We start from the raw sequence: 24,341 nt of genomic DNA on the forward strand, positions 1-24,341 counted from the left end.
GCGGGACGGAAGGGTGGTGATCTCAATATGTGACTGCTAGCACGTTTATGGTTAAACCCTCCCTCGAAAAGAGCGAGAAGCTAAAGGGAAGACAATGTTTGATGCTCGGTTTCGTGCAATTTGACAAACAAACTATTCTCCGCTATAATGCCACGCGCAACGATAAAACAAAAGCAACGGGGTGTAGCGCAGTTGGTAGCGCGCGACGTTTGGGACGTTGAGGTCGTAGGTTCGAATCCTATCACCCCGACCACTACAACGAGGGCAATTTGCTCTCGTTGTTTTTTTGTTGTTTTGCTGCAAGGAGCCAACCATGCAGATTCGCGATGCGATTATTACGGTTACCAATCGAACGGATTTAAGCCAAGACGATGCGGCGGCGGTGATGGAGCAGATGATGAATGGCGAGGCCACGCCAGCCCAAATCGCGGCCTTGCTCACGGCGTTACATTTCAAAGGTGAAACTGACGCAGAAATTGCTGGTATGGCCCAAGTGATGCGGGCTAAATCGCTTGCCGTGCCCCACGATGGCGGCGTGGTCGATACCTGTGGCACTGGTGGCGATCATTCAAATACCTTCAATATTTCAACGACTGCAGCGTTTGTGGCAGCAGGTGCAGGCGCAACCGTCGCCAAACACGGCAATCGCGCTATGTCGTCGAAATGTGGATCAGCCGATGTGCTCGAAGGTTTGGGGGTCAATATCGAGCTTGATGCTGAAGGTGTGGCCCGCTGTTTGCGCCAAGCAGGCATCGGCTTTATGTTTGCGCCTAAGTTTCATCCCGCAATGCGTTATGCTGGGCCAGTGCGCCGCGAAATTGGCATTCGCACGATTTTCAATGTCTTGGGGCCACTGACCAACCCAGCCCGCGCCGAATATCAGGTGATTGGGGTTGCTAACGCAGGTTTGGCCGAAAAATTGGCCAATGCTCTAAGCAAAATGGGTATTCGCCGTGCCTTGGTGGTGCATGGCAGCGATGGGCTTGATGAAATTTCAATCAGCGCCTCAACCTTGGTGTTTGATGTGCGAGCTGGGGCTACTCCCCAAGCCTCGACAATTAGCCCTAGTGATTTTGGTCTAAGCCTTGCGCCGCGTGAAGCAATTGCTGGTGGCTCAGTCGAGGAAAATGTGGCCATGACCAAGGCAATTCTTGAGGGTAGCGATACTGGCCCACGTCGCGATATTGTGCTCTTGAATGCCGCCGCCGCATTGGTTGCTTGTGAACGCGCCGATTCGTTTGGCGAGGCTTTGCGTCAAGCTCAACAGGCCATCGACACTGGCAGCGCCAATCAGCGTATGCAACGAATGATCGAGGCCAGCAACGGCTAGCGTTGAGCGATCAATTGGCCGAGTGCTTGATTTTCACGCCAAATTGCCAGTGGTGAACGGGCTGGTTTAATCCAATGATCAAGCTCAGCGATGCTAGCCGTGCGGCGAGCTTGAATTGCTTGGCGCTGTTGGCGTAGTTGGGGCAGTTGGCGCAAGGCATGCAAACGCCCGCTGACCGTTGTCCAGCGGCGGCGCACGATAGCCTGTGCACAAGCCAAACCATCGTAAGCTAGCATTAATGGGAGAGCGCGGGCCAACAACGGCGTTGGCCAGCAACGCAAAATTACCCGCCAGCGATTACGCGCAATCAGCCAATCCTTAAAGGGCGAACCTTCGCCGCCAGTGGCCGAGTAGATATGCCGAGCGACGGCCTGCGGGGCTAGCACGGTTTGCCATTCGCGCAACTGCAAACGCCAAGCCAAATCGACATCTTCCAAATAGGCAAAATAGCCTTCATCGAACATGCCGACATCGGCTAAAGCGGCACGTCGATAGGCTACCGCTCCACCGCTGCCACCCCAAATTGGGCTTGGTTGGCTGGCTAATTGAGCAACTGGCTGCAACAACCCAGCATCAGTTGCCACGCCATCGCGATAGAGCTGAATTCCGGCTGAGGCGATGATTTCAGGTCGATGCGCGAACGTCATCAGACCAGCGCTAGCAGCAAGCGTTGGTTGGTGCTGAAACGGCGCGAGAATCGCCGAGATAAAATTTGGCTCAACGATTGCATCATTATTCAACAACAACAGCACATCGCCACGCGCCACATGCAAGCCAACATTGACCCCACCGCTAAATCCACGATTGTTGGTGAGCGCCAACAAGCGCACTTGGGGATAATGTTGATGCAGCCACGCCGCCGAGCCATCATGTGAGCCATTATCCACCACCAACACTTCGATTGAAGCATCGCATTGGGGCAATAAGGCGTTGAGGCAATCAGCGAGCAGTGCTCGGCCATTCCAATTTAAAATAATGATAGAACAATTCATACAAAAAAAGCGATTGGTTACCCAATCGCTCGATCCTTCATCCGAAATTAAGAATCAAATAACACTTCCAGCCAACGCCGCCAATTGGGCGTTGAGTCCACAGGCGGCAAGGCCACAGGCTCAGCGGCGGGAGCTTCTAAGGCAATCGTTGGCGAAACCGTCAACGTTGGCGTAACCACACTGACATGCAACACCACATCGCCTGGTTTGGCCATATCGAGCATGTCGCGGGCCGCCAATTCAATCGCCGCATCGGAGCGCACATAGGCAGCGCGATCACGCAGGGCTTGGCTTTCGGCGGCCAAACGGGCATTTTCGGCTTCCAAGGCTTGAGCCTGTTGCTCCATGGTATAGCCTTGCACCACCAAACTGCCAAATAGCACCATCAAATAGAGCGCAAAGGCTGCCAAGCCCCAAGTTACGGCCAGCGTCGCCCCACTGCGCAATTGGGTTGGTTGCGGAATCTGTGGTTTACGCCATTGTGGCCAGCGCCAACGAGCCATAACATCATCCTCAGGTTTAGATAGTCGTGTTAGCCTAGCACATCGCTTGGGCAAAAAACTGCCTTGATCGATGACAAATTGCTAACAATCAGCATTGAGGAATTAAACCCCGCTTGGCTCTTCGTTTAAGCGTGAGCGTGGAGCATCGAGCAACAATGGCTCATCGATATTTGAAGTCATGCTGCTTTGGCCACGGAACAAGCCACCTGGCTCGATATGTAACGAAGCGGCAGTAATATCGCCCCAAACCTTGCCCGAAGGCGAGATTTCCAGTTGCTCAGTCGCGATGATTTCGCCTTTGACTGCGCCTGAAACGTGGATATTCTGGGCCTTGAGCGTAGCAATAACCCGCCCAGTTGAGCCAACGATCAAATTGCCAAGCACCTCGATCTCGCCCTCAACAGAGCCATCAACCCGAACATTCCCGTCGGATTTGAGGGTTCCAACAAAGGTGGTATTGGCTCCAATCACGGTTTCGGGCTTGCCGGTTGGCGATTGGGCGATTGGTTGTACCACTTTTTTGTTACCGAATAAGCTCATGAATTGCCTCCTGTTGTAGCGGGTTGAGCTGCTGATTCCACTGAGGTAAATTGACCAAGGGCTTGCGCAATTGATGCAACTTCTTCTTCGGAAAGCGTATGGGTTGATTGGCCGCGTTGCACAGCCTTGGCGTAGGTGCGCACCCCTGAACGACTGTAGATACTGCTCAGGACAACCCCACTTTGTTCGCCATCGAGCAGCGCCAAAGCATAACTTTGATCGCCGCCAACATCGCCAAAGGGATTAAAGCGCACAAGCCCAACATGATGCAGGCTGCTGCGGCCCAAACGCCGAACTTCACGTTCGAGGGCGGTTATTTGATCATCGTGATGCGCAACTTGCAGCGAGCGCTGAAGCCAAATATCTTCAAGATGTTCAGCATCAACGCCTTTAGTGAGGGTAGTGTAGCGTTGATCGATGGCGCTCAGCCGTTTGCTTAAACGCCCGATCCAGATCAGCAAGCCGATAATCAGTAGGCCGCTGCCGATCCATAAGTAGAAGCCATAGGTTGTCCAAAAAGCTATCAAGGATATGCCTCGTCTTCAAAACTGCCCTTTATTATAAACGAGGCTATCACCCTCACGCAAACGCCAACCGAAAACAGACATAAGGATGAAGGATGAAGAACAAGGCGGAAGGCAAAAGGCAAAAAAGGTAGCAGGGAATAGTAGCTAATCAAATCAATCTGTGGAATCTGTGACTAAAAACAGCAATTTGTGGCGACAATAGCCAAAAACCCATAGCCTAATCTTTGTGTTCTTCGTGTCCTTCGTGGATCATCCCTTTGCGCTTATTTTGCATAACTCAGCGAAATCGGCTAGCATAGAGTGCTGATTATCGTAGGAGTGTGGGTATGTTGCCACCAGCTTTGCGGGTTGCCTTAGAACGTGAGTTAACTGGCACTGATCAACGGCGTTTAGCGGCGGCAGCCAGCGGGCTTTCCGAGCGCTACCGTGCAGGCCATAGCCGCACGACCGCGCCATTTGTGCAAAATGCCGCCGATGTGTTGGCCTACGCCGCCACGCGCATGCCCGCAACCCTCGGGGCCATCAAAGCCGCTTGTGCTGAAATCGCCCAACGCCAACCAAACTTCCAGCCTCAAACGCAGCTTGATTTGGGAGCTGGCACTGGAGCAGCAACCTGGGCCGCCAGCCAAACATGGTCAAGTTTGCTGCAGCATCAGTTAATTGAACGTGAAAACACCATGTTGCAACTTGGTCAACGGTTAATGCAGGCTGGGCCAACTTCGCTCCAACAAGCTCGCTGGCAACAAGCCAATTTACCCAATGCCAATGCCTTGGGTAATTATGATTTGGTGACGATTGGCTATGTGTTGGGTGAATTAAACGCAACTCAGCGCCAACAATTATTGCTCCAAGCATGGCAAGCCAGCAGCGGTGTATTGTTAATTGTTGAGCCAGGCACACCGCGCGGCTTTGAATTGATTTTGGCAGCTCGCACGTTTTTACTCGAACAACAAGCCCATTTAATTGCGCCATGTCCTCATCAACAAACGTGCCCAATGCAAGCCAACGATTGGTGTCATTTTGCCACCCGCATCGAACGCACCCGCTTCCATCGTAGCTTAAAAGCTGCCGAGTTGGGCTACGAAGATGAAAAATCGAGCTATATTGCGGTTAGTCGCCAATCAAGCCAGCTAGCGCAAGCACGAGTTATTCGCCACCCCTCGCAACAACCACAGCGCATCCAATTGCAACTCTGCACACCCCAAGGCCTTAGGAGCATAACGATTAATAAACGTGATGCCCAATGGAAACAAGCGCGAAAAGCCGAATGGGGTGATAGCTTCGAGCTAAACCCAACCCAAGATTAACCTTAATCATTGACAAAACTAGCAAACTAAGCCCCTCAGACCGTGCTATACTAGCAATGGTATCAGCACATTGCACAGCGTATTAATTTGGCTGAATTCCAGCCCAAGCCAAGCCCAAGCCACGACCTCATCGGCGCTTGGTTTATGCGCTTTTTACCCTTGAAACAGGTCAAGCTTTGCTTGCGTTTCAAGCTTTTTTCAAGTATGCTACAGGGAAGCAAATGCCATTTGAAGGCATGTTGTCAACCTGATTTTCCGGCACAGGAGGCTCTCAAATGAGCGATGTAGCAGTAAAACCAATGACTGCCATTGAAATCGATCCAGCATTGGTCACGGTGACGGCATCAGCAGCAAATCGCTTGTTGTCGATCAAGCAAGAAAAAGAATTGTCCGATGAATATGCCCTGCGGGTTTTTGTAGCCGGCGGTGGCTGTTCAGGTTTGCAATATGGTATGAGCTTCGATGATCAAACCAACGAAGGTGATACCGAATTCTTCGCCAGTGGCTTGCGGGTAATTGTAGACCCAATGAGCGCTCAATACATTGGCGGTGCCTCGATCGATTACATCGACAGTTTGATGGGTGGCGGTTTCAAAATTGATAACCCCAACGCAACCTCAAGCTGTGGCTGTGGTAGCTCGTTCAAACCCAAAAACGGCGAAGCTTCCGCCAGTGGTGGTAGCTGTGGCAGCGGGGCGGGCGGCTGCGGCTGTCACTAAGCCTAGGCCCAAGCCTTAAGCTGTTTGACGATACAGTGAGCGGGGACGAGCAACTCGTCCCCGTTTGTTATGTTTCATGAAGCGCAGACATTTCTATGGTTGGTTGGCGCTGCTCTATACATTGGCCGTATTTGGCCTAGCATGGCATAATTGGACAGGTAGCACAACCCAGCCTAGCCTTCAATTGCAAATCGGAGCCACGATCAGCGCAGCCTTCCAGCAAGGGGGGCGGGCTGCTTTGATTAATATCATCGGAAATGTGGCGGCATTTGCCCCTAGCGGCTGGCTTTTAGCTTTCTGGCGGCCCAAACTGCGGCTTTGGCTCATTGGCCTCATTGGCCTTGGGTTAAGCTGCACCGTCGAGCTTGGTCAATATTGGCTGGGCTATCGGGTTGTTGATATTGATGATGTTGTGTTGAATAGCTTGGGGTTTAGCCTCGCTGGCAGCGTTGCTCGCGCAAGCCAACGCTTGATTCAACGGTGTACGAGGGAAGTCGATCGTGGCGATTCCAGCTGATCATGAGCTTTGGCTCACCGCTTATTGTTTTCAAAGTAATAATCATCAAATTATCGCCGCCGCCGTGCGGACGATCACCCAATGCCACGATCAAGCTCCGACGCTGGCCCAATGGCAAGCAACCCAGCCCTTCGCTGAACAGGTTGTTCAAGGCATGCCAACCTCATATCATATCGCACCTGCTGAACAAGGTTGGGTACTGGTTTATCCCAATCGTTATGCCAACTTAGCCTTTGCCTCATCACTCTCACGTCAATCGCGCAAATTAACGATCGCCTATTTTCCTGATCGCCGCGAAGCCTGGGAGCGTGGTCACCCTGCCGATCTGCCAAGTTTGCCCGATTTTGGCTTGCTTGATTGCCGTTATTTTAGCCAATTGATTCAGCCACCAGTTGCCGATTGGTCGCAATGGATACACCTGTGGCATCCACGTTGGATTGCCCCTAGCCAAGGAGCTTAAGATGTATAACAACCAAAGTGCCGAAGACATTGCCGCCCGTATTGCCGCTGGGGAAGATTTGTATCTGCTCGATGTGCGCGAACCCAATGAATGGGAAATTGCCAGTATCGCAGGCAGCGAACGGAAAGCAATGAGCCAAATTAACGATTGGTGGGGCGAATTGCCCAAAGATCGTGAGATTGTGGTCTTTTGTCACCATGGCGGTCGCTCGGCTCAAGTATGTCAGGCGCTTGCTACCCAAGCAGGGTTTACCCAACTAACCAACATGACTGGCGGGATTGATCGCTGGTCGGTAGCAGTCGATTCTAGCATTAAGCGCTACTAAAATCTGGTGGTGATGATGGACATGCCGATCCAGCAAACCAGTGAATTTATCCAAGGCTTCGAGTTATTCAACGCTGGCCACTATTGGCATGCCCACGAAGCTTGGGAAGTGCAATGGCTCCAACGGAACGGCAACGAACGAGATTTGCTCCAAGGCCTGATCCAAACAGCTGCGGCGTTGGTTCATTGGTCGCGGGGTAACCCCAAAGGTTTGTTGCTCAATTGGCATAAAGCCGCTCCCAAGCTCCAAGCCGCCCTAACTTGGGTCGATTTTCTTGATCTTCAGCATGTGATTGTTACCATGCAAGCACTGGTTGATGATCAGGCTAAGCATCCGCCGCAATTGCGTTTCGTTTCAGCTTCCGATCCACTTTGCAATCAACATTGAGGGTATCGTCATGTCGGAGATCATTTTAGTTGTTGATGATGAGGCTCGTAGTATTGATACCTTGCGACGGGTGCTTGAACGTGAGCGCTATACCGTGCGCATCGCTCGTGATGGTGTCGAGGCACTAGCTGACATTCAAGCATGTATGCCTGATTTGGTCTTGCTCGATGTAACTATGCCCGTTATGAATGGGTTTGAGGTCTGTCGGCGGTTGCGCGACCGCGAGGAAACCCAATTGTTGCCAGTTGCCATGCTCACCGGCCTTAACGATGATGAATCGCGGATTTTGGGCTTGGAGATGGGCGCTGATGATTTTATCAACAAGCCGTTCGAGCGCACTGTGCTCTTAGCTCGCATTCGCTCGCTGCTCCGAGTGCGCCGCCTCACCGAGGAACTTGAAAGCACTGAGCGGGTGATTTTCACCCTCGCAACCACAGTCGAATCGCGTGATCCCTACACTGAAGGCCACTTGCGCCGACTAGCTTCGTATAGTTATGCCTTGGCGACGGCCTGCGGCTGCGATGCCAAAGAGTCGCGTTTGATTCGCTATGGTGGTTTGTTGCATGACATCGGCAAAATCGCCATTCGCGAAACGGTGCTGCAAAAAGAGGGCAAACTCACCAGCGAAGAATACGACGAGATGAAGAAGCATCCGCAAATTGGGGCCAATATTGTCGCGCCAATGCGCTTTTCGGTTTCGGTTGGGCCAATGGTTTTACACCATCATGAACGGTGGGATGGCAAAGGCTACCCGCATGGAATCGCTGGTGATACAATTCCGCTAGGGGCGCGGATCATTGCGGTGGTTGATAGCTTCGATGCAATGACGACTGATCGACCTTATCGCAAAGGTATGAGCCGTGCCGAAGCAGTGCAAGTGCTTCAATCGGGGCGCAACACCCAATGGCAAGCCGAATTGGTCGATCTCTTCGTCGAATTGATCGAACATGGCCATGTGGCTTCGGATGATCTTAGTTGGGTGCTGCGCAACGCCTAAACTCAATGCGCCTTAAACGGGCGTTTCAGTGAGGTAGCTATGCATCCTGATTTGCTTCCATGGTTGCGTTGTCCGGTTTCACAAACCAGCCTTAGCCTGCACGATGCCCGTTGGCGCGATGGCATGATTTGGTCGGGCACTTTGGTCAGCGCCGTCGGTCACAGTTGGCCTATTCGCGATGGAATTGTCGATCTGTTGCCACGCGCGGCAGCTTGGAACGGCGCACAGGTGGTCAATCGGCTGCCATTAGCGGCTTGGGGCTACGAACGGCTCTGGCGTTGGCAAGCGTTGAGCAAACTCAGTGGGCGCAGCTTTCCGGTCGATGAAGAATTAGCCTTGCTGATGGCCCAATTAGCACCACAACGCGGTGGTGTCTACCTCGATTTAGCTTGCTCGAATGGCTTGTATGCGCGGGCAATCGCCGCCGCCCTCCCCGCAGACAGCTATTGTATTGCCCTCGATCATTCGTTGCCAATGTTGCGCGAAGCCCAACGCCGCAGCCGCGCAAAACGCCTCAAAATTAGCTACATCCGTGGTTTAGCCGAAGATCTGCCGTTTGCCGACCAATGTTTGGCGGGCGTGGCGTGTGGTGGCTCGATCAACGAGTTTGTTCGGCCAGATCGGGCAATTTCTGAGGTACGCCGCTGTTTGCTAGCCGCAGGCCGCAGTTTTTGGATGCAAGCCCAGCAGGCCGCTTCACGCTCAGGCCGTTTATTGCAAACATTTTTATTGAGCGGCGGAATCCAATTTCTGGCAGGCGATCAGTTTGTCGAAAGTTTACGCGCCGCTGGCTTGTATGTCGCCTATGAGCAGCGCGATGGCGCAGTCCAAATTGTGGCAACTCGTGGCCGGATTATTGCTTAGCTATTGCGGATTTTGCCCATAGCATGGCGCTCTGATTGCAGGATACAATTCATGGCACAAGCACAATTACTCTATATCGGAACTGAACAAGGCGTGGTATTGTTGAGCAATCCAGGTCGAATTGATCGCTGGATCTCAGTTGGTATCGAATTAGCTGATCAGGCTATTGCCGCCGTTATTTGCCAAGCCGATGCCCCAATGCAAGCCACAGTTTGGAACAGCAACCAAGCTTGGCAAACCAAGGATGGTGGTCAATCGTGGCAAGCGCTTGAGCCAGCGCCTAGCCTGATTGCACCAAGCCAAAGCATAGAACTTACAGGCCAACCTCCAGCCACAATTCGCATCGCCAGCGATCCCAACCAACTCGAACGTAGCAGCGACGGCGAAAGCTGGCAACACTTGGCAATTGGCCAGGTTGGGGAATGGAGTTGTTTGATCAGCGTAGCCTATCAGATCGATAGCATTTACGCGGCAACCAAGGCTGGGCAGGTGTGGGTTTCCAGCGATCGGGGCCGCACATGGGCACTGTTGAAACAACAACTTGCGCCGATTACAGCCTTGGCAATTGGTCGGGTTATCTCTTAGCAGCAATGTTTGGTGGAGCACATGAGCAAAATAACCGACCGATTCACCCATTTTAGCCAAGAGCCGCTCTACAACACCAAGGCAGTGGTGCAACGAACAGGCGTTGCCGCCGATACGCTGCGAGCTTGGGAGCGTCGCTATGGTGTACCGTTTCCTGAGCGCACCGAAGGCCGCCAACGGGCCTATTCTGATCGCGATATTGCGATTATCGATTGGTTGCGCCAACAAACGGAATCGGGATTAACCATCAGCCAAGCCGTGGCCTTGCTGCAAACCGATAGTGTGATCGAACAACCAACGTATGATCTAGCGCCATTGGCCGAATTAAGCAACGATTGTGTCCAAGCCTTGCTCAGCTTCGATGTGCTCAAAGCTGAAGATATTTTGAACAAAGCCTTTAGCGTTTATCCGGTTGAAACGGTTTGTATCGAAGTCATCGAACGGGTGATGGTGGCAATTGGCGATGGTTGGCATGCTGGTAAAATCTCAATCTCGCAGGAACATGCCGCTACAGCGTTTATGTCGTTGAAATTGAGCAATTTGATTCATCAAGCGCGAACTCGCTCCAACCGTGGAGTGATTGTAGTGGCAACAGTGCCTGGTGAGCAGCATGAGCTTGGGGTGATGATGGTAGCCTTGTTTTTGATGCGGCGCGGCTGGCGAGTTGTCTACCTTGGCAGCAACCTGCCTGCTGCCGAATTGCTGCATACAGTGCAACGGCTCAGCCCGAAATTGGTAGCGCTGAGTGCCACCACCAAAGACAATTACAGCCAAGCCGTGCAGTTGCTCCAAGAACTGCACAAAATGCCAAAACCACCAATCATTGGCTACGGCGGAGCGGCGTTAAGTGGCACAACCCAGCAAACCGTGTTGCCAGGAATCTTTTTGGGCTATAACGCCGACCAAGCTTGCGATAAAATTGAGGAATTATTGGCCTAATTCTTGCGCCGACTCATCCAAAACCAAACCGTTTGCGTAGCACCAAAAGCAAACCTATGGTGAGTCTGTAGCAGGAAGGATGCGCTATGTCTTGGCCTTCGCTCGATCCTCAAATGTGTGCTGGGTTGACCTTACCAGCTCAATTTATTCCAACGGTTGCCGAGTGCGTGTCACATCAGCCCAGCAACCAATGGCTTAATCATGCTTATGCCCATTGTACCGAACTAACGAACGTTCACTCAAAGAGCTTCTATTTTAGTACTCAATTGTTGCCTGCTCGGAAGCGTGATGCAATTCGGGTGTTGTATGCTTTCTGTCGAACGAGCGACGACTTGGTAGACATGCACCCTGAAACAGCCCCAGAACGTTTGCAACAATGGCTCAAAACCTTGCGTTCCACCCCGCGCCACGACGACCCCGTGCCATTAGCTTGGCATCATGTGCGCAACCATTTTCGCATTTCTAGCAAACTTGAATCAGAATTATTGGCAGGAGTCGAGATGGATCTCTCGATTAATCGCTATGCGACCTTTGCCGATTTATGGCTCTATTGCTATCGTGTGGCTTCGGTGGTCGGGTTGCTCAGCATGCAGGTAATTGGCTACGCTGCAGGAGCCGTGCCCTACGCAATCAAATTAGGCGTGGCCTTGCAATTAACCAACATTCTGCGCGATATTGGCGAAGATGCGCGGCGCAACCGAATTTACCTACCAAAAGAAGATCTAGAGCGCTTCGGGGTGAGCGAACAAGATATTTTGAATGGGGTGCGCAGCCCACAGATGCAGCAATTATTACAATTTGAAATGCAGCGGGCGCATCAACTCTACGATGAAAGTTGGCAGGGCATCGGGTTATTGCACCCCGATTCACGCTTTGCCGTGGCAACCGCCGCAACTGTCTATCGTGGCATTCTTGATCAGATTGTGCGCAATAACTATGATGTGTTTAATCGACGCGCCAGCCTCTCGTTAGGGGCAAAATTGGCTTATTTACCCAAAATTCTCTGGCGCTTGCGCAAGCTCAACCGTGAGTTTCCGCTTGATCAATGGGGGCAAGTATGATTTTAGTAACTGGTGGCACAGGCTATGTTGGTTCACGTTTGATTGAAAAATTACGCCAACGCCCTGAGCCAGTGCGAGTGTTGGTTCGCACCCCAGAAAAAGCTCAAAAGCTGGTTGCTGGCAACGTTTCAATTGTCAAAGGCGATGTGACCGATCCTGAGTCGTTAATCGCGGCGATGAAAGGGGTCAGCACGGTTATTCATTTGGTGGCGATTATTCGCGAACGTTCGGGCGGAATCAGCTTCGAACGGATGAATTATCAGGCCACGGTTAATGTGGTCGATGCCGCCAAAGCCGCCGGAGTCAAGCGCTTTTTGCATATGAGTGCGCTTGGCGTGGTCAACGACCCCAATTTGCCCTATATGGATACGAAATTTCGCGCTCAAAAATATGTTGAGGCCAGTGGCTTAGACTGGACGGTCTTTCAGCCGTCGGTAATTTTTGGCGAAGGCGATGAATTTATCAATACCTTAGCCGATTTGGTACGCCGCCCGTTGATGATTGCCCCAGCGCCGTTTGTACCAGTGGTTGGCGATGGCAAAACTAAATTTCAGCCAGTTTGGCGCGACGATGTGATCGATGCTTTTATCAAAGTCTTGGATGATCACAGCACGATTGGCCAAATCTATCAATTGGGCGGACCAGAAGCGCTAACCTACGAGCAGATGCTTGATCTGATTATGCAAAAATTGGGCAAAAAACGTAGCAAAATCTATGTGCCAGTGCCGTTGATGAAGCCAGCAGTCTTTATGATGGATAAATTGTTGCCCAAGCCACCAGTCACGCCCGCCCAACTGACAATGCTTAGCCTTGATAATAGTGCGCCGCAATCGGCCACCGAACAGCTGATTGGGCATAGGCCGTTGGCTTTAGGCGATGGTATCGACTACATCAAAAAGCCAAACGCTGCTCGCCATAATTAAATGATAAACCCGTCTGTTGAATTGATTGCAACAGACGGGTTTTCGGTTTAACCGACAAAGAAGAAGCCAATCCCAACGATAATATAGACCGCCAGCAACATTGCTCCTTCTAGCCAATTACTCTCACCATCCATTGAAACAAAGGTAGCAATAATCACACTCAAACCAAGCACCATCACCTCAAACAAGCTGAAGAACAAGGTCATTTGCTGATCAAACAGCATGCTAATAAACACCAACAATGGTGCAACGAACAGGGCAATTTGCGTGCTTGATCCCAATGAAATCGTCATTGAAAGATCCATTTTATTTTTGAGCGCTGCTTGAACCCCAACTAAGTGTTCGGCAACGTTGCCCACAATTGGAATAAAGATAATCCCCAAGAATAACTCGCGCACGCCCAACGAACGGGCAACTGGCTCGACCACACCCACCAAAAATTCACTCATAAAGACAATTGCTAAGGTACAGACAGCCAAAATACCAACTGCGGCTTTAATGCTCATAGTGGCTTTATGGCTTTCGATTTCGTCGGTTTCTTCAAAGCCAGTGTGTGAAATTGTGCCCGAATCACCATCACGCAGAATGTAGATCATACTCAAGATATAGACGATGATCAACACCGCCGCCACACCAATTGAAATAGCCCGTAGTTGTGGGTCATCAACTTGGGTTTTAAACACATCAAGCGCAACATTGGGATCGGCGATTTCTTTGAACAATTCAAACAAGGTTGGAATAATCAAACCAATCACTGCCAGCGTCATCAGCGAGGCCGACATCCCAGTTAGACCACGATCAAACTTTTGCTTGCCATGCTTCAAGCCGCCAAGCAGGAAGCTAAACCCAATGATCAAGAGCAAATTACCGATAATTGAGCCAGTAATTGAAGCCTTGACCAACTCGAATTTACCTGCTTTCAATGCCACAATCGTGATGATCAATTCGGCAGCATTGCCAAGTGTCGCATTCAGCAAACCACCAATTTTTGGCCCAGTGTGAATCGCTAGCTCTTCGGTCGCCTCGCCCAAAAACCCAGCCAATGGAATTAAGGCCAAGGCTGAAAAAACAAAAATCAACATCTCGTTATATAAAAAGAATTCAGCGACCACCGCCAACGGCACAAACAACAACATGTAATGAATCCAGCGCAGTTTCATCGTGGATCATCCTCACACTAGCGAAACAAGGAACTTCCTATAGGGCTGATTAACGACGACAGCGTATCGACATTCGCCAATACGCTGTTGATTATAGATCGTTCTAAATACTGGTTTTACTTGGTGCTTTCTTCAACTGCTTCTTGCAAATATGAAGGTTGGCGCAATTCAACAGGCTTTTGAGTAACTTTCTTAACCCGTAAGTTAAGCATTTCGACCAATACCGAAAAGCCCATAGCAAAATAAATGTAGCCTTTGGGAATGTGTTGATCCAAGCCTTCGGCCACCAACGACATCCCAATCAAGAGCAAGAAGCTGAGGGCCAACATTTTGACGGTTGGGTGACTGTTGACAAAATCGCTGATTTTGCCTGCTGAGAGCAACATCACGCCCACCGAAATCACCACTGCTGCGATCATAATTTCAATATGATCAACCATACCCACCGCTGTAATTACCGAGTCGAGCGAGAACACAATATCCAAAATTAAAATTTGGACAATCACTGAATTGAACGATTTGGCTTTGACATTTTGCTCATGATGCTCAGTACCTTCCAAGCGTTCATGAATTTCAAAGGTTGCCTTGCCCAAGAGGAACAAGCCCCCAACCAGCAAAATTAAGTCGCGCCCTGAAATTTCTTGGCCAATAACCGTAAAGAGTGGCTTGGTTAAGCTCATAACCCACGAAAGCGAAAGCAACAGCAAAATCCGTGTGATCAAGGCTAAGGCTAAACCAGTTTGGCGTGCTTTGGCTTGTTGGGCTTGGGGTAATTTGCCCGATAAGATCGAAATAAACACAATATTATCGATCCCTAAGACGATTTCGAGCATAGTCAAGGTTAATAGGGATACCCAAGTCTGTGGATCAGATAACCATTCCATACAGGTGCGCTCCTTCAATTAGCGAAAATGAATTCTTCCAAATTGTATGCAATCATGCTGCAATGTAAAGGGTATAATTTCTCATATGATACGAACACATGCTTCAATCGAATGGCTGGCCAGTTTACCTACCAGCGAACGCCATGTGCTGGCACATTTATGGCAAGTTGCCGATGCTGCTCAGCTTGGGCAACCAAGTGCCATCCAAGCCTTGGTTGCGCGTTTATCCACGCCTGAACGCTCAGCGCTTGATCGGGTGATTGCGGCTGGTGGTAAGCTCGCGGCCAAATCGCTTGAACGTGAGTTTGGCAAAATTCGCTCACATCGGGATATTGTGACTCCTCGGGCCTATTTATTGGCGCTGCACGGCCAAGCTTCGGTGCTTGAACGTCTCTATATTTTGGGCTTGCTTCAGCCACTCAAAACGCTGGACGGCGAGTATTACGTGATTTTTAGCGATTGGTTGCAGGCGTTGCCAGCAGTTTCGGCCCCCAGTTTGCCAACCTGGCAGCAACATCCCAGCCCAAGCAACTGGATCGAAGCAGATCTCAATCAAACCGAAACGCTGCTGACTACGATCTTGGCGCTGTGTTATCAGCAACCGCTCCAGCTGACCCGCCAACTTCAACTTGAACGCGATGGTTTGAAAGCAATCTGTCAACGCATAGCAGTTTCTACGCCAGCAAGCGAACGCCAATTTCCTCAATTAGCCTGGCTGCGAAATTTGGCGCTTGAGGCTGGCTTATTACACATCCAACATCAACAGCTTCAGCTCGCTGGCAACCCAATTAATTGGCTAGAAGCTACGCCCAAACAGCGGTTAGAGCGCTTATTTAATGCCTGGTTGGTTTGTGATTTTGATGAGTTTAGCTTGACTGAGTTGCAGCCTCAGACTCCATTTACCCTCCAAGCTGCTCGCCAAGCCTTATGGCAAGTATTAACAACCGCGCCACCCGATCAATGGTTGGCCTTCGACGATCTACTGGCACAAATCCAAGCCTTACATCCCGAACTGTTGCGCAGCGATTTCGAGCAGCCCGTAATTCACAATCAATCCAATGATTCATTCGTTGGTTGGCAACATTGGGCCAAAGTTGAGGGCGCATGGATCAAAGCCGCCTGCCAAGGGCCATTGTTCTGGCTCGGCTTGCTTGATGTCGATCAACTTAACCATCCACAGGCTTTGCGTTTAACTCAATGGGCAAGCTGCTTACTCGATCCAGCGCACGAGCCAAGTCAATTTGCTGGGCAACTACAACTAAGCAGCGATGGCCTGATTCGGGTTCCACCAACGGTTGAGCCGCTGCCGCGCTTTCAAATCCAACGCATCACCGAATGGCAATCAACCGACAGCCATGGCACCATGCTCGTGCGCTTGACCGCCCATTCGTATAGCCAAGCCTTGCAACGTGGCATTCAGGCCAGCCAAATGCAAACATTTTTGCAACGCTGGTGTGACCGACCAGTGCCAAACGATTTGCAAAGCTTATTTCAGCAATGGCAAAACGATCGCCAGCACTTATTGGCTCGTCCGGCTTTATTGCTGGAAGCCGATGATCCCAGATTACTCAACGAGCTGGCTAAACTGCCTAACTTACCACCCTACGCCGAGCTTAATCCCCAACTTTGGGAATTGGAAATAGCTGATAGTGCCGCATTAACCAATCTGTTGCATACAGCAGGCTATGCAATCAACCCAGTCAGCGAGCCAGATCAACGGATCAGTGACCATGATCTTAAACAGTTGATTACGGCCTTATTGACGGTTCAGCGTTTAGCGCCAACTGTGGTCAGCCAAGCAGTGATTGAGCGGGTGGTGCAGGCCTTGCCCAGCAGCGAACGCCAACAGCTCACAGCCAACGTCAACCAATGGCTATCAATCATTAATCGAAGCTAGAAGGAGCCAGCATGCGCGACCGATTATATACCACCGAAGCCCTGATTATTCGGCGCTCCGATGTTGGCGAGGCTGATCGGATTCTGACGATCTACACGCCGCATCATGGCAAACTCAGCGTTACGGCGCGAGGTGTGCGCAAAATGACCAGCAAATTGGCTGGCCATTTGGAGCTGTTTATCCACACCCGCTTACAACTTGCCAAAGGCCGCTCATTCGACGTGGTGACCGAAAGTCGGGTAGTCCAGCCATTTCGCAGCTTGCGCGAAGATCTCTCGCGGATCAGCCAAGGCTATTACGTGGCCGAATTGCTTGATCAAATGACCCCCGACGAGAGCGATAATCCGGCGCTTTTTCGCCTAACATGCGAAACCCTAGCAGCCTTGGATGTGCTTGATGACGTTGTGCGGCGTGATGTCATTTTGCGGTATTATGAATTACACACGCTGATTCTTTCAGGCTATCGGCCACATCTGTTTGATTGTGCTAACTGTGAACGCGAGCTTAGCCCAGATGCAGATCGATACAGCCCAATCACTGGAGGTGTTTTATGTCAACAATGTTCAAGCAACGAGCCACGAACATTGCCGATCAACCTCAATACCTTCAAATTGTTACGCTATCTGGCGCGAATGCCGCTGGAGACAGTTGTCAGCCTTGTACCGGCCCCAGCGACAGTTCAGGAAGCGCGATTAGTCTTGAAAGCCTCGTTAAGCCAAATTTTAGAGCGTGAGCTAAAATCAACCCAATTTCTCAATTTAGTGCGTGGTTGACAAGCCTATAGCTTACCACTACACTAGCCGCGATTCCCCCTAAAGGAGCACAACCAATGAGCTATGTTGAGCAACTCTTGGCTGAAAACGAAGATATTAAATATGAAGCCCATCAGCACCCGTTCGTTTTCTTGGGACGCATTAGTTTTGAAGTCGTTGTTATGGCAATTATGGTTGCAGCAATTGTGTTTATCACCAATTTGCCTGGCCAAAAATGGCAAGAAATTCAACCATATGTGCAATTTATTTTAATTGCGATCATTCTGCTCATTCTCGCCAGCGCAGTGATTGACTTCCTACGCTGGCGGAACGAAAAGTTTCTGCTTACCGATCGTCGAGTCATTCATTTGCGGGGCATTATTAATAAATCGACGCTCGATTCATCGCTCGATAAAATTAACGATGTCCAAATGCGTCAAACCTTTATGGGGCGGATGTTCAATTATGGTGATCTTGAAGTCCAAACGGCTAACGAAAATAGTGATAATCTTTTTACCTTTATTCGTAACCCACTGGAATTTAAACGCGCCATGATGAATGCCAAAGAGGAACACGACCGCGAACCAGCAATGTATATGCAATCGGTCAACGCTTATCAAAACTTTGTACCACCATATCAACGCCCCAACGATCAAGACGTTGAAGAATTGTTATTGCGCTTAAACGATCTACGTCAGAAAAATTTAATTACTGATGCTGATTTTGAGGCCAAAAAACGCGAAATTTTAAGTCGGATATAATGCCTGCGGCCATAGCAATGTGGCTATTGTTGCAAAGGATTTCAATTCATGACCACCAACCGAACTCAAGCAATCACTGGCGCAGTCGCTGCCATTCGTCAATATACCGAGCGCGTACCCCAAGTTGGCATTATCCTTGGCTCTGGCTTGAGTCAACTTGTTGATCATATTCAGGATGCCGTGGTAGTTCCCTACACTGCGATTCCAGGCTTCGCACCTTCAGCGGTGCCAGGCCATCGCGGTGAACTTGTTTTAGGTGAACTTGGTGGGGTTTCTGTGCTGGCAATGCGTGGCCGCTTTCACTTCTACGAAGGCTATGCCATGGACGAAGTAACCTTGCCTGTGCATGTGATGCGAGCGCTGGGAGCCGAGATATTAATTGTTACGAATGCGGCTGGTGGCTTAAATGCCAATTGGCAGGTCGGCGACTTAATGCGCATCAGCGACCATATTTTTATGCCAGGCATGGCGGGCTTTCACCCATTGCGCGGCCACAACGACGATACGCTTGGCCCACGCTTCCCAGCCATGCTCAACGCCTATGATTCTGAATTAGGTGCAATGGCCAAGGCTGCCGCTGAACGGGCTGGCGCAACTCTGCGCGAAGGGGTTTATGCCATGCTAGCCGGGCCATCGTTTGAAACTGGCGCTGAGATGAACTATCTGCGCGGGGTTGGGGTTGACGCTGTGGGCATGTCTACCGCCCCTGAAACGATTGTGGCTCGCTACCGTGGTATGCGCGTCTTGGGCATTTCGTTGATCACCAATATTGCCCACCCCGACGCGCCACCAGCCAACCATGAAGAGGTGCTTGAGGCAGGCGAAACTGCCAAGCCCATGTTCAGCGCATTAATCACCGATGTGCTAAGCCAAATCGCTGCCGATGGCAAGTAGTTTGCGTGGCGTAGGCTTATTGCTGATAGGAATTGTAATTGGCATGATCATTGGGGTGTGGTGGTTAGCGCCACGCCTCAATGGAACGATTATTCGCTTTGAGAGCGCTACCAATCCAATTGCTAGCCCTAGCGTACCGACGATCACGCCCAATCAAGCACCAATGCCAAGCGCCACCAGCCCAGCCAGCCCAAGCAACTCGGCTAGTCCAACTCCATCAGCGACCATCCAAGCAACTGCTAGTTTGACCAGTTCCGGTGATCTTAAGCTTGATCTGTTAGCGGCGGTTAATCGCGAACGCCAACAAACCAATTGTGAAGCCTTGGTTTTCGATTCGCGGCTGCAAAGCATCGCCCAAGCCCATGCCGATGATATGGCTCAGCATGAAAAAATTGATCACGTTGGCAGCGATGGTCGCAGCTACAGTCAGCGGCTTGAGGCGGTTGGCTATCAATTTATTCGGCGCGGCGAAAATATCTCAGCCTGGTTCGCCACTCCAATCAAGGTTGTGGCTCAATGGATGGACGAGCCAGTTGATGGGCCACATCGCGCCAACATCACCAATTGTGCTTATCGCCATGTGGGCATTGGCCTAGCCTACGTTGGCGACCACCCGTATTGGGTGCTTGACATGGCCGAACCAAAACCCTAAGATGCAGTTATGTTAAGCGTCATTGAGCATATCATTCAGCCAATGCTGTGGGCAATTGGCACCTATGCAGTGTTGCGCCTGTTAATCCGGCTTGGTCGGCGCATTGGGCTGATTAGCGGGTTAAGTATCCTTGGCCAATTTTTGGCGCTCAGTAGTGCTGGCTTAATTGGCCTATGGTCGGATCAACAGCTTGAACATTGGCCGCTGCTCACTAAAATTTTGCAAACTACCGTGACTGTTTCGATTATTGCGGTGGTTTTGCATATTGGTGATCAACTATTGGTGCGGCGTTTGGCTGCCGATGGTCGCCCTAACGCCATCCCGCGCTTGATGCGTGATATTGCCCGTGGTTTTGTACTGCTTATGACCTTGCTGATTTGCATTGGCCATTTTTTCAAAGTGCAAATTGGCACAGTGCTGCTCAGCTCGACCGTTTTTACCGCTGTGGTTGGCCTTGCCTTACAAGATTTGCTCAAAAATGTGATTGCTGGGATTGCGCTGCAAATGGAGCGGCCTTTTATGCCTGGCGATTGGATTTTTATCGATGTGCAAACTGGCTATGGCCGCGTTTTGGAGATGAGCTGGCGGGCGATTCGGGTCAAGCCGCGTGATGGACAGGTCGTGGTCATTCCCAACACGATTATTGCCCAACAACAAATTATCAATATGAGTGCAACTGGCTTGCCTGTAGCCATGCGGGTTGCAGTAACCGTCGATTGTGTGCACCCGCCAATGATGGTGCGCGAATTGTTGAAAGAAGCAGTACTTTCCAGTCGCGGGGTCGTCGCCCAGCCGGAACCATTTGTATTTGTGCGCAACTATACTGCATTTTCCACAACCTACGAAGTTAAATGTTGGATCAGCAACTACGATGATTTTCCCCAGTTGCAAGGTGATGCACTCAGCCGAATTTGGTATGTGTTCCAGCGTCAAGGCATTCACTTTGCCTCAAACGAAATGGTGCTGACCCGTCCTGAACAAGCGAGTCGGCAACGCCGGCTTGATTATACCCCTGAGCAAATTTTCGACCGTTTGCGCCGAATCAAGCTGCTCGATGGCTTGCACGAGCAAGAATTGCGTTTTTTATCGGAGCATGTCGAAATTCGCTTATTTGAGCGCGGCGAAATTCTGGCCCATCAAGGCCGCCATGAACATATTTTGTATGCAATTACCCGCGGCAAAGTACGGGTTGAAGTTGCGCATGACGATCAGCCTGCAATTGTCGTCTCGCACTTAGGCGCTGGCGATGTGTTTGGCGAGCGTGGCATGTTAATGGATGAGCCACGTTCGGCTAGCGTGATTGCCGAGGAAGATACGCGTACAATTGTGATCGAACGCCACGATTTGGCTCCGCTGTATGCCAAAAATCCCTCATTGGCTGAACGTTTGGGGGTTATGGTAGCCGAGCGCCAACAAGCTACCCACAATTATTTAGAGCAGCAACGCTCGGTCAACCAAAACCCCACGCCATCGCCTGCTGCCCGCTCAATCACCGAGCGCATCCGCGATGTGCTGCTCGATTTGAGCAAATAACTACAACGCTTGAAAATGACCAACCAAAGCGGCATAAGTATCATCCATGGCTTCGGGAATGAGCTTGACCCCACCAATTAATGGCATAAAGTTGGTATCGCCATTCCAGCGTGGCACGATATGCATATGCAAGTGTTCGTCGATACCCGCGCCAGCTGGCCGCCCCAAATTCATGCCCAAATTGTAGCCATGCGGGTTCATAACAGTACTCAAAATTGTGGCTGAACGTTGGGTCAAATGCATAATTTCGGCGGCAGTTTCAGCGGACAAATTGGCAAAATCGTTGGTATGCGCATAGGGCACAATCATCAAATGGCCTGGATTGTAGGGGTACAAATTCATCAGCACATAACTAAATTGCCCACGATACAGCACATGATTTTCAGCATCGTTTGATTCTTCATGTTTGACGCACAGCACACAGCGCGAATCTTTGGGCGTTTCACCTTTGACAAACTGTCCACGCCAAGGTGTCCATTTAATCTCCATTACGACCTCCAAAAAGCCAAAGAACCAGCGTCATTGTAGCCGAGAATTGCTGTTTAAATGCCAACCGATCGCCCTAACGACGATCGGTTGCGCCTTGTTTAGTTGGAAGGTTTATTGGTTTTTGGCAAGCGGAATAAAGAGTTTATAGGGTAGACCATCGTGTACTTGCACATTAATGGGATTACGGGCGCTCGTATAACCAAATGTCCAGCCATCACCAACAAACATATCGGCTATGGCTCGACCATTAATTGTTAACATCCCTGGAGCCGTCGCCCGTAACGTAATCGTCGAACACTGGGTCGGATGTTCCGAATAGCGACATGGCATGGTCAATGGCGGATCAAACTGAGCCAATTCGCTTGAGCTAAGCATGATTTCCATGCGAGGTGCACTCATATTCTGATAATCGACGGTCATGGTAAACATATCGCCAACCTGAACTTGGCTTGGCGCATTCAAAATCAACTGATGCGACACTGCTGGTTGACAAGGCACAGGAGTGATTGTCGAAGTAGAACTTGGCGTTGGCGTTTCGGTTAAATCAGGAACGCGTTGACCAACCACGGTTGGAGTATAGGTTGGCTGGGCCGTGGACGTAGGCGTTAATGTGGCAGGCACACACGTTGGGGTTGGCACTGGGGTGCCATTTGGATCGATAACATTAATCGTCAGTGGAGTTCGTGCCGCTGCTGAACTCCAATACCAACCATAATGAAACGATTCACCTCGTGCATCAGCATTGATAACCAAGGTACCAACGCTGGTAGCTCGCAACGTAATACGCTCACAGCGGGTTGGGTGGCGATCATATTGACATGGCATGACTAATGGTGGGTCAAACCGTGCCAAATTTGCATCGTTAAACCAGATTCGCGTGTGTTGCATACCAATATTTTCATAGGTAATCGATAAAGTGAATAATTCGCCAACATTAACTTGGCTTGGTCCATTGAGAAATAAGGTCGGATGCACATAGCAAGGATCAATATTGGGGGTTGGAACGGGGGTGCGCGTTGGGCTTGAGTTTGGTATATGCGCTTGGGCATCGCTCTCGAACAGATAGTAGGTTGGACAGATGACAGTCGGTGTCATGATAGAAGTACTATTTGGTGATGGTACTATAGAACTACTTGTTGCAATGGAAATTTCGCTTGGGGTTGGGGTTTCAGTTAATCTTACTTTGGCATTTGTTAATCCAGGGTTTTTAGCGACAGCAAAAGCAAATAACACTGCACATAAACTAACTAACAAAGCCAGCCGCCTGTTATCCATAGAAGTCTCCTTGATTCCGAATAATAATCCTAGACTCTTAGTATTGACTATCAGAACTATGCTTGCTATAGGACTAACAGCCCAAAAATAAACTTATTTACAACGATCGTTATTATTATTCATTAAGCAAGCCTTTATGGCTACGTTGCAGCATCAAATTTCTGGTACGTGCTTTGAAACCGATTTAGCAAGAGGGTAATCTCCATTACAATCTCCCAAATCTAAAGAACTATCACTTCTAACCTTGAAGAATTATGTTTAAATATCAACCGATCGCCCTAGCGACGATCGGTTGAGCAGGTTTGAAATCAGCGGTTTATTGGGTTTTGACGAACGGAATAAAGGCTTTGTGGGCTAAAACGCTGCGTACTTGAACATTAATAGGATTCCGTGCATGAGCGCTACCCCAAGCCCAGCCACCACCAGAAATTGGCACTTCGCCATTCGCTCCGGCATTAATCGTAATCGTACCAGGCGCAACCGCCCGCAAACCAATCGTGCGGCAATCGGTTGGGTGCTCATTGAATTTACATGGCATCGTCAATGGTGGATCGAATTGGACAGTTCCGGTTGGGCTGAGCGTAATTCCAGTATAGGGCACGCCAATATTGACATACTGAATCGTCAAACTGAATGCATCACCAACATTGACCAATGGCGGCGCACTCAAAATCAATTCTGAAACAATTGGCGTAATGGTCGGACTCCCACGGTTTGGCGTGATCGTTGGGGTTCCGATACAAGTACTACCGCGCATCGCCAAGTTGGTTGGGCATGGAGTGGCCGTTTTAGTAGCCGTTGGGGTTGGCGTACACGGCACTTGGGTTGTTTGCACGCGATTGCTATTCAATGGTTGAGCGGTTGGCGTGAAACATGGTGCACTTGGAAAGGTCGGCGTTGCGGTTGAAGTTGGCGTTGGAGTACACGGCGCTTGGGTTACTTGGGGTGCTTGCTTCTGAATTGGCCGTGTGGTTGGCGTATAGCATGGATAGCTTGGGAAGGTTGGAGTTGGCGTGCCAGTCTTAGTCGGTGTTGGCGTAAAGGTTGGTGTGCCATCACCCGCCACAA

28 protein-coding genes, 1 tRNA gene and 1 pseudogene are annotated in these 24,341 nt (G+C 50.3%); 21 read left to right on the plus strand and 9 right to left on the minus strand.

Annotated features, from left to right (window positions below; genetic code table 11):
* Positions 1–177 precede the first annotated feature (177 nt).
* Together DEF47_RS21335 and trpD are read left to right on the plus strand one after the other, a co-directional pair.
* Positions 178–253, plus strand: a tRNA-Pro gene (locus tag DEF47_RS21335).
* A 60-nt stretch (positions 254–313) separates the two neighbouring features.
* Positions 314–1,330, plus strand: a complete 1,017-nt coding sequence (trpD, locus tag DEF47_RS21340) for an anthranilate phosphoribosyltransferase (RefSeq protein WP_012190228.1) — start codon at positions 314–316, stop codon at positions 1,328–1,330.
* Here trpD and DEF47_RS21345 read toward each other — a convergent pair.
* From DEF47_RS21345 to DEF47_RS21360, 4 genes are all read right to left on the minus strand, one after another.
* Positions 1,327–2,322: a glycosyltransferase family 2 protein gene (locus DEF47_RS21345; RefSeq protein ID WP_012190229.1), complete on the minus strand. Its 996-nt coding sequence runs from the start codon at positions 2,320–2,322 to the stop codon at positions 1,327–1,329. The genes trpD and DEF47_RS21345 overlap by 4 nt on opposite strands.
* Before the next feature lie 47 nt (positions 2,323–2,369).
* Complete coding sequence (locus DEF47_RS21350) at positions 2,370–2,825, minus strand: FtsB family cell division protein (RefSeq protein WP_012190230.1); 456 nt, start codon at positions 2,823–2,825, stop codon at positions 2,370–2,372.
* Between the two features lie 102 nt (positions 2,826–2,927).
* Positions 2,928–3,365, minus strand: a complete 438-nt coding sequence (locus tag DEF47_RS21355) for a bactofilin family protein (protein ID WP_012190231.1) — start codon at positions 3,363–3,365, stop codon at positions 2,928–2,930.
* The gene (locus tag DEF47_RS21360; protein WP_012190232.1) at positions 3,362–3,892 is read right to left on the minus strand and encodes a DUF4446 family protein; all 531 of its coding nucleotides are present in this window, start codon (positions 3,890–3,892) and stop codon (positions 3,362–3,364) included. The genes DEF47_RS21355 and DEF47_RS21360 overlap by 4 nt, the downstream gene beginning before the upstream one ends.
* A 326-nt stretch (positions 3,893–4,218) precedes the next feature.
* Between DEF47_RS21360 and DEF47_RS21365 the strand changes: the two genes are divergently transcribed.
* The 12 genes from DEF47_RS21365 (at position 4,219) to DEF47_RS21420 (ending at position 12,976) form a co-directional block, all read left to right on the plus strand.
* Positions 4,219–5,199, plus strand: coding sequence for a small ribosomal subunit Rsm22 family protein (locus DEF47_RS21365; RefSeq protein WP_012190233.1), 981 nt, complete (start codon positions 4,219–4,221; stop codon positions 5,197–5,199).
* 275 nt (positions 5,200–5,474) lie between these two features.
* Positions 5,475–5,918: an iron-sulfur cluster insertion protein ErpA gene (erpA, locus tag DEF47_RS21370; RefSeq protein WP_012190234.1), complete on the plus strand. Its 444-nt coding sequence runs from the start codon at positions 5,475–5,477 to the stop codon at positions 5,916–5,918.
* 76 nt (positions 5,919–5,994) lie between these two features.
* Positions 5,995–6,435 (plus strand): VanZ family protein, encoded by a 441-nt coding sequence (locus tag DEF47_RS21375; RefSeq protein ID WP_287045334.1) that lies wholly within the window; start codon positions 5,995–5,997, stop codon positions 6,433–6,435.
* On the plus strand, positions 6,419–6,895 hold the full coding sequence (locus DEF47_RS21380; RefSeq protein ID WP_012190236.1) for a hypothetical protein: 477 nt from the start codon (positions 6,419–6,421) through the stop codon (positions 6,893–6,895). The genes DEF47_RS21375 and DEF47_RS21380 overlap by 17 nt, the downstream gene beginning before the upstream one ends.
* Position 6,896: 1 nt before the next feature.
* On the plus strand, positions 6,897–7,220 hold the full coding sequence (locus DEF47_RS21385; protein ID WP_012190237.1) for a rhodanese-like domain-containing protein: 324 nt from the start codon (positions 6,897–6,899) through the stop codon (positions 7,218–7,220).
* 21 nt (positions 7,221–7,241) lie between these two features.
* Positions 7,242–7,607 carry a DUF309 domain-containing protein gene (locus DEF47_RS21390; RefSeq protein ID WP_012190238.1) on the plus strand — a complete coding sequence of 122 codons (366 nt, stop codon included), beginning with the start codon at positions 7,242–7,244 and terminating at the stop codon, positions 7,605–7,607.
* A gap of 10 nt (positions 7,608–7,617) precedes the next feature.
* Positions 7,618–8,604 carry an HD-GYP domain-containing protein gene (locus DEF47_RS21395; RefSeq protein WP_012190239.1) on the plus strand — a complete coding sequence of 329 codons (987 nt, stop codon included), beginning with the start codon at positions 7,618–7,620 and terminating at the stop codon, positions 8,602–8,604.
* A gap of 39 nt (positions 8,605–8,643) precedes the next feature.
* The gene (locus tag DEF47_RS21400; protein ID WP_012190240.1) at positions 8,644–9,468 is read left to right on the plus strand and encodes a methyltransferase domain-containing protein; all 825 of its coding nucleotides are present in this window, start codon (positions 8,644–8,646) and stop codon (positions 9,466–9,468) included.
* A gap of 51 nt (positions 9,469–9,519) precedes the next feature.
* Positions 9,520–10,053 carry a WD40/YVTN/BNR-like repeat-containing protein gene (locus DEF47_RS21405; protein WP_012190241.1) on the plus strand — a complete coding sequence of 178 codons (534 nt, stop codon included), beginning with the start codon at positions 9,520–9,522 and terminating at the stop codon, positions 10,051–10,053.
* 21 nt (positions 10,054–10,074) lie between these two features.
* Positions 10,075–10,992, plus strand: a complete 918-nt coding sequence (locus DEF47_RS21410) for a MerR family transcriptional regulator (protein WP_012190242.1) — start codon at positions 10,075–10,077, stop codon at positions 10,990–10,992.
* An 86-nt stretch (positions 10,993–11,078) separates the two neighbouring features.
* A complete protein-coding gene (locus DEF47_RS21415; RefSeq protein ID WP_012190243.1) occupies positions 11,079–12,053 on the plus strand; it encodes a phytoene/squalene synthase family protein in 975 nt (324 codons plus the stop codon).
* On the plus strand, positions 12,050–12,976 hold the full coding sequence (locus DEF47_RS21420; protein ID WP_012190244.1) for an SDR family oxidoreductase: 927 nt from the start codon (positions 12,050–12,052) through the stop codon (positions 12,974–12,976). The genes DEF47_RS21415 and DEF47_RS21420 overlap by 4 nt, the downstream gene beginning before the upstream one ends.
* A gap of 47 nt (positions 12,977–13,023) precedes the next feature.
* Here DEF47_RS21420 and cax read toward each other — a convergent pair whose 3' ends face one another.
* Complete coding sequence (gene cax, locus DEF47_RS21425) at positions 13,024–14,136, minus strand: calcium/proton exchanger (RefSeq protein ID WP_012190245.1); 1,113 nt, start codon at positions 14,134–14,136, stop codon at positions 13,024–13,026.
* Between the two features lie 116 nt (positions 14,137–14,252).
* Positions 14,253–15,020 (minus strand): TerC family protein, encoded by a 768-nt coding sequence (locus DEF47_RS21430; RefSeq protein WP_012190246.1) that lies wholly within the window; start codon positions 15,018–15,020, stop codon positions 14,253–14,255.
* An 85-nt stretch (positions 15,021–15,105) separates the two neighbouring features.
* On the opposite strand from DEF47_RS21430, the gene DEF47_RS21435 reads away from it, so the two are divergent.
* Genes DEF47_RS21435 through DEF47_RS21460 form a run of 6 tightly spaced genes read left to right on the plus strand, consistent with a single transcriptional unit; the run spans position 15,106 to position 21,509 of the window.
* A complete protein-coding gene (locus DEF47_RS21435; protein WP_012190247.1) occupies positions 15,106–16,917 on the plus strand; it encodes a helicase-associated domain-containing protein in 1,812 nt (603 codons plus the stop codon).
* Positions 16,918–16,928: 11 nt separating this feature from the next.
* Positions 16,929–17,690, plus strand: coding sequence for a DNA repair protein RecO (gene recO / locus DEF47_RS21440; protein WP_012190248.1), 762 nt, complete (start codon positions 16,929–16,931; stop codon positions 17,688–17,690).
* Between the two features lie 56 nt (positions 17,691–17,746).
* On the plus strand, positions 17,747–18,430 hold the full coding sequence (locus DEF47_RS21445; protein WP_012190249.1) for a PH domain-containing protein: 684 nt from the start codon (positions 17,747–17,749) through the stop codon (positions 18,428–18,430).
* A 48-nt stretch (positions 18,431–18,478) separates the two neighbouring features.
* The gene (locus DEF47_RS21450; RefSeq protein WP_012190250.1) at positions 18,479–19,324 is read left to right on the plus strand and encodes a purine-nucleoside phosphorylase; all 846 of its coding nucleotides are present in this window, start codon (positions 18,479–18,481) and stop codon (positions 19,322–19,324) included.
* On the plus strand, positions 19,314–19,976 hold the full coding sequence (locus DEF47_RS21455) for a CAP domain-containing protein (RefSeq protein WP_012190251.1): 663 nt from the start codon (positions 19,314–19,316) through the stop codon (positions 19,974–19,976). Before DEF47_RS21450 ends, DEF47_RS21455 begins: the two co-directional genes overlap by 11 nt.
* A gap of 9 nt (positions 19,977–19,985) precedes the next feature.
* The gene (locus DEF47_RS21460) at positions 19,986–21,509 is read left to right on the plus strand and encodes a mechanosensitive ion channel family protein (RefSeq protein WP_012190252.1); all 1,524 of its coding nucleotides are present in this window, start codon (positions 19,986–19,988) and stop codon (positions 21,507–21,509) included.
* On the opposite strand, the gene DEF47_RS21465 is transcribed toward DEF47_RS21460, so the two are convergent.
* Together DEF47_RS21465 and DEF47_RS21470 are read right to left on the minus strand one after the other, a co-directional pair.
* The gene (locus DEF47_RS21465) at positions 21,510–21,998 is read right to left on the minus strand and encodes an HIT family protein (RefSeq protein ID WP_012190253.1); all 489 of its coding nucleotides are present in this window, start codon (positions 21,996–21,998) and stop codon (positions 21,510–21,512) included.
* A gap of 111 nt (positions 21,999–22,109) precedes the next feature.
* Entirely contained in the window at positions 22,110–23,093 is a 984-nt protein-coding gene (locus tag DEF47_RS21470) for a hypothetical protein (RefSeq protein WP_287045335.1), read from the minus strand.
* Here DEF47_RS21470 and DEF47_RS21475 point away from each other — a divergent pair.
* On the plus strand, positions 23,077–23,364 hold the full coding sequence (locus DEF47_RS21475; RefSeq protein WP_287045336.1) for a hypothetical protein: 288 nt from the start codon (positions 23,077–23,079) through the stop codon (positions 23,362–23,364). The two genes, DEF47_RS21470 and DEF47_RS21475, sit on opposite strands and share 17 nt — an antisense overlap.
* A 225-nt stretch (positions 23,365–23,589) precedes the next feature.
* On the opposite strand, the pseudogene DEF47_RS21480 reads toward DEF47_RS21475, so the two are convergent.
* Positions 23,590–24,341: pseudogene (locus tag DEF47_RS21480) on the minus strand (hypothetical protein); the annotation flags it as partial.

It is taken from the genome of Herpetosiphon sp. (genome assembly GCF_003512625.1).
In the GTDB taxonomy this organism is placed as follows: domain Bacteria; phylum Chloroflexota; class Chloroflexia; order Chloroflexales; family Herpetosiphonaceae; genus Herpetosiphon; species Herpetosiphon aurantiacus.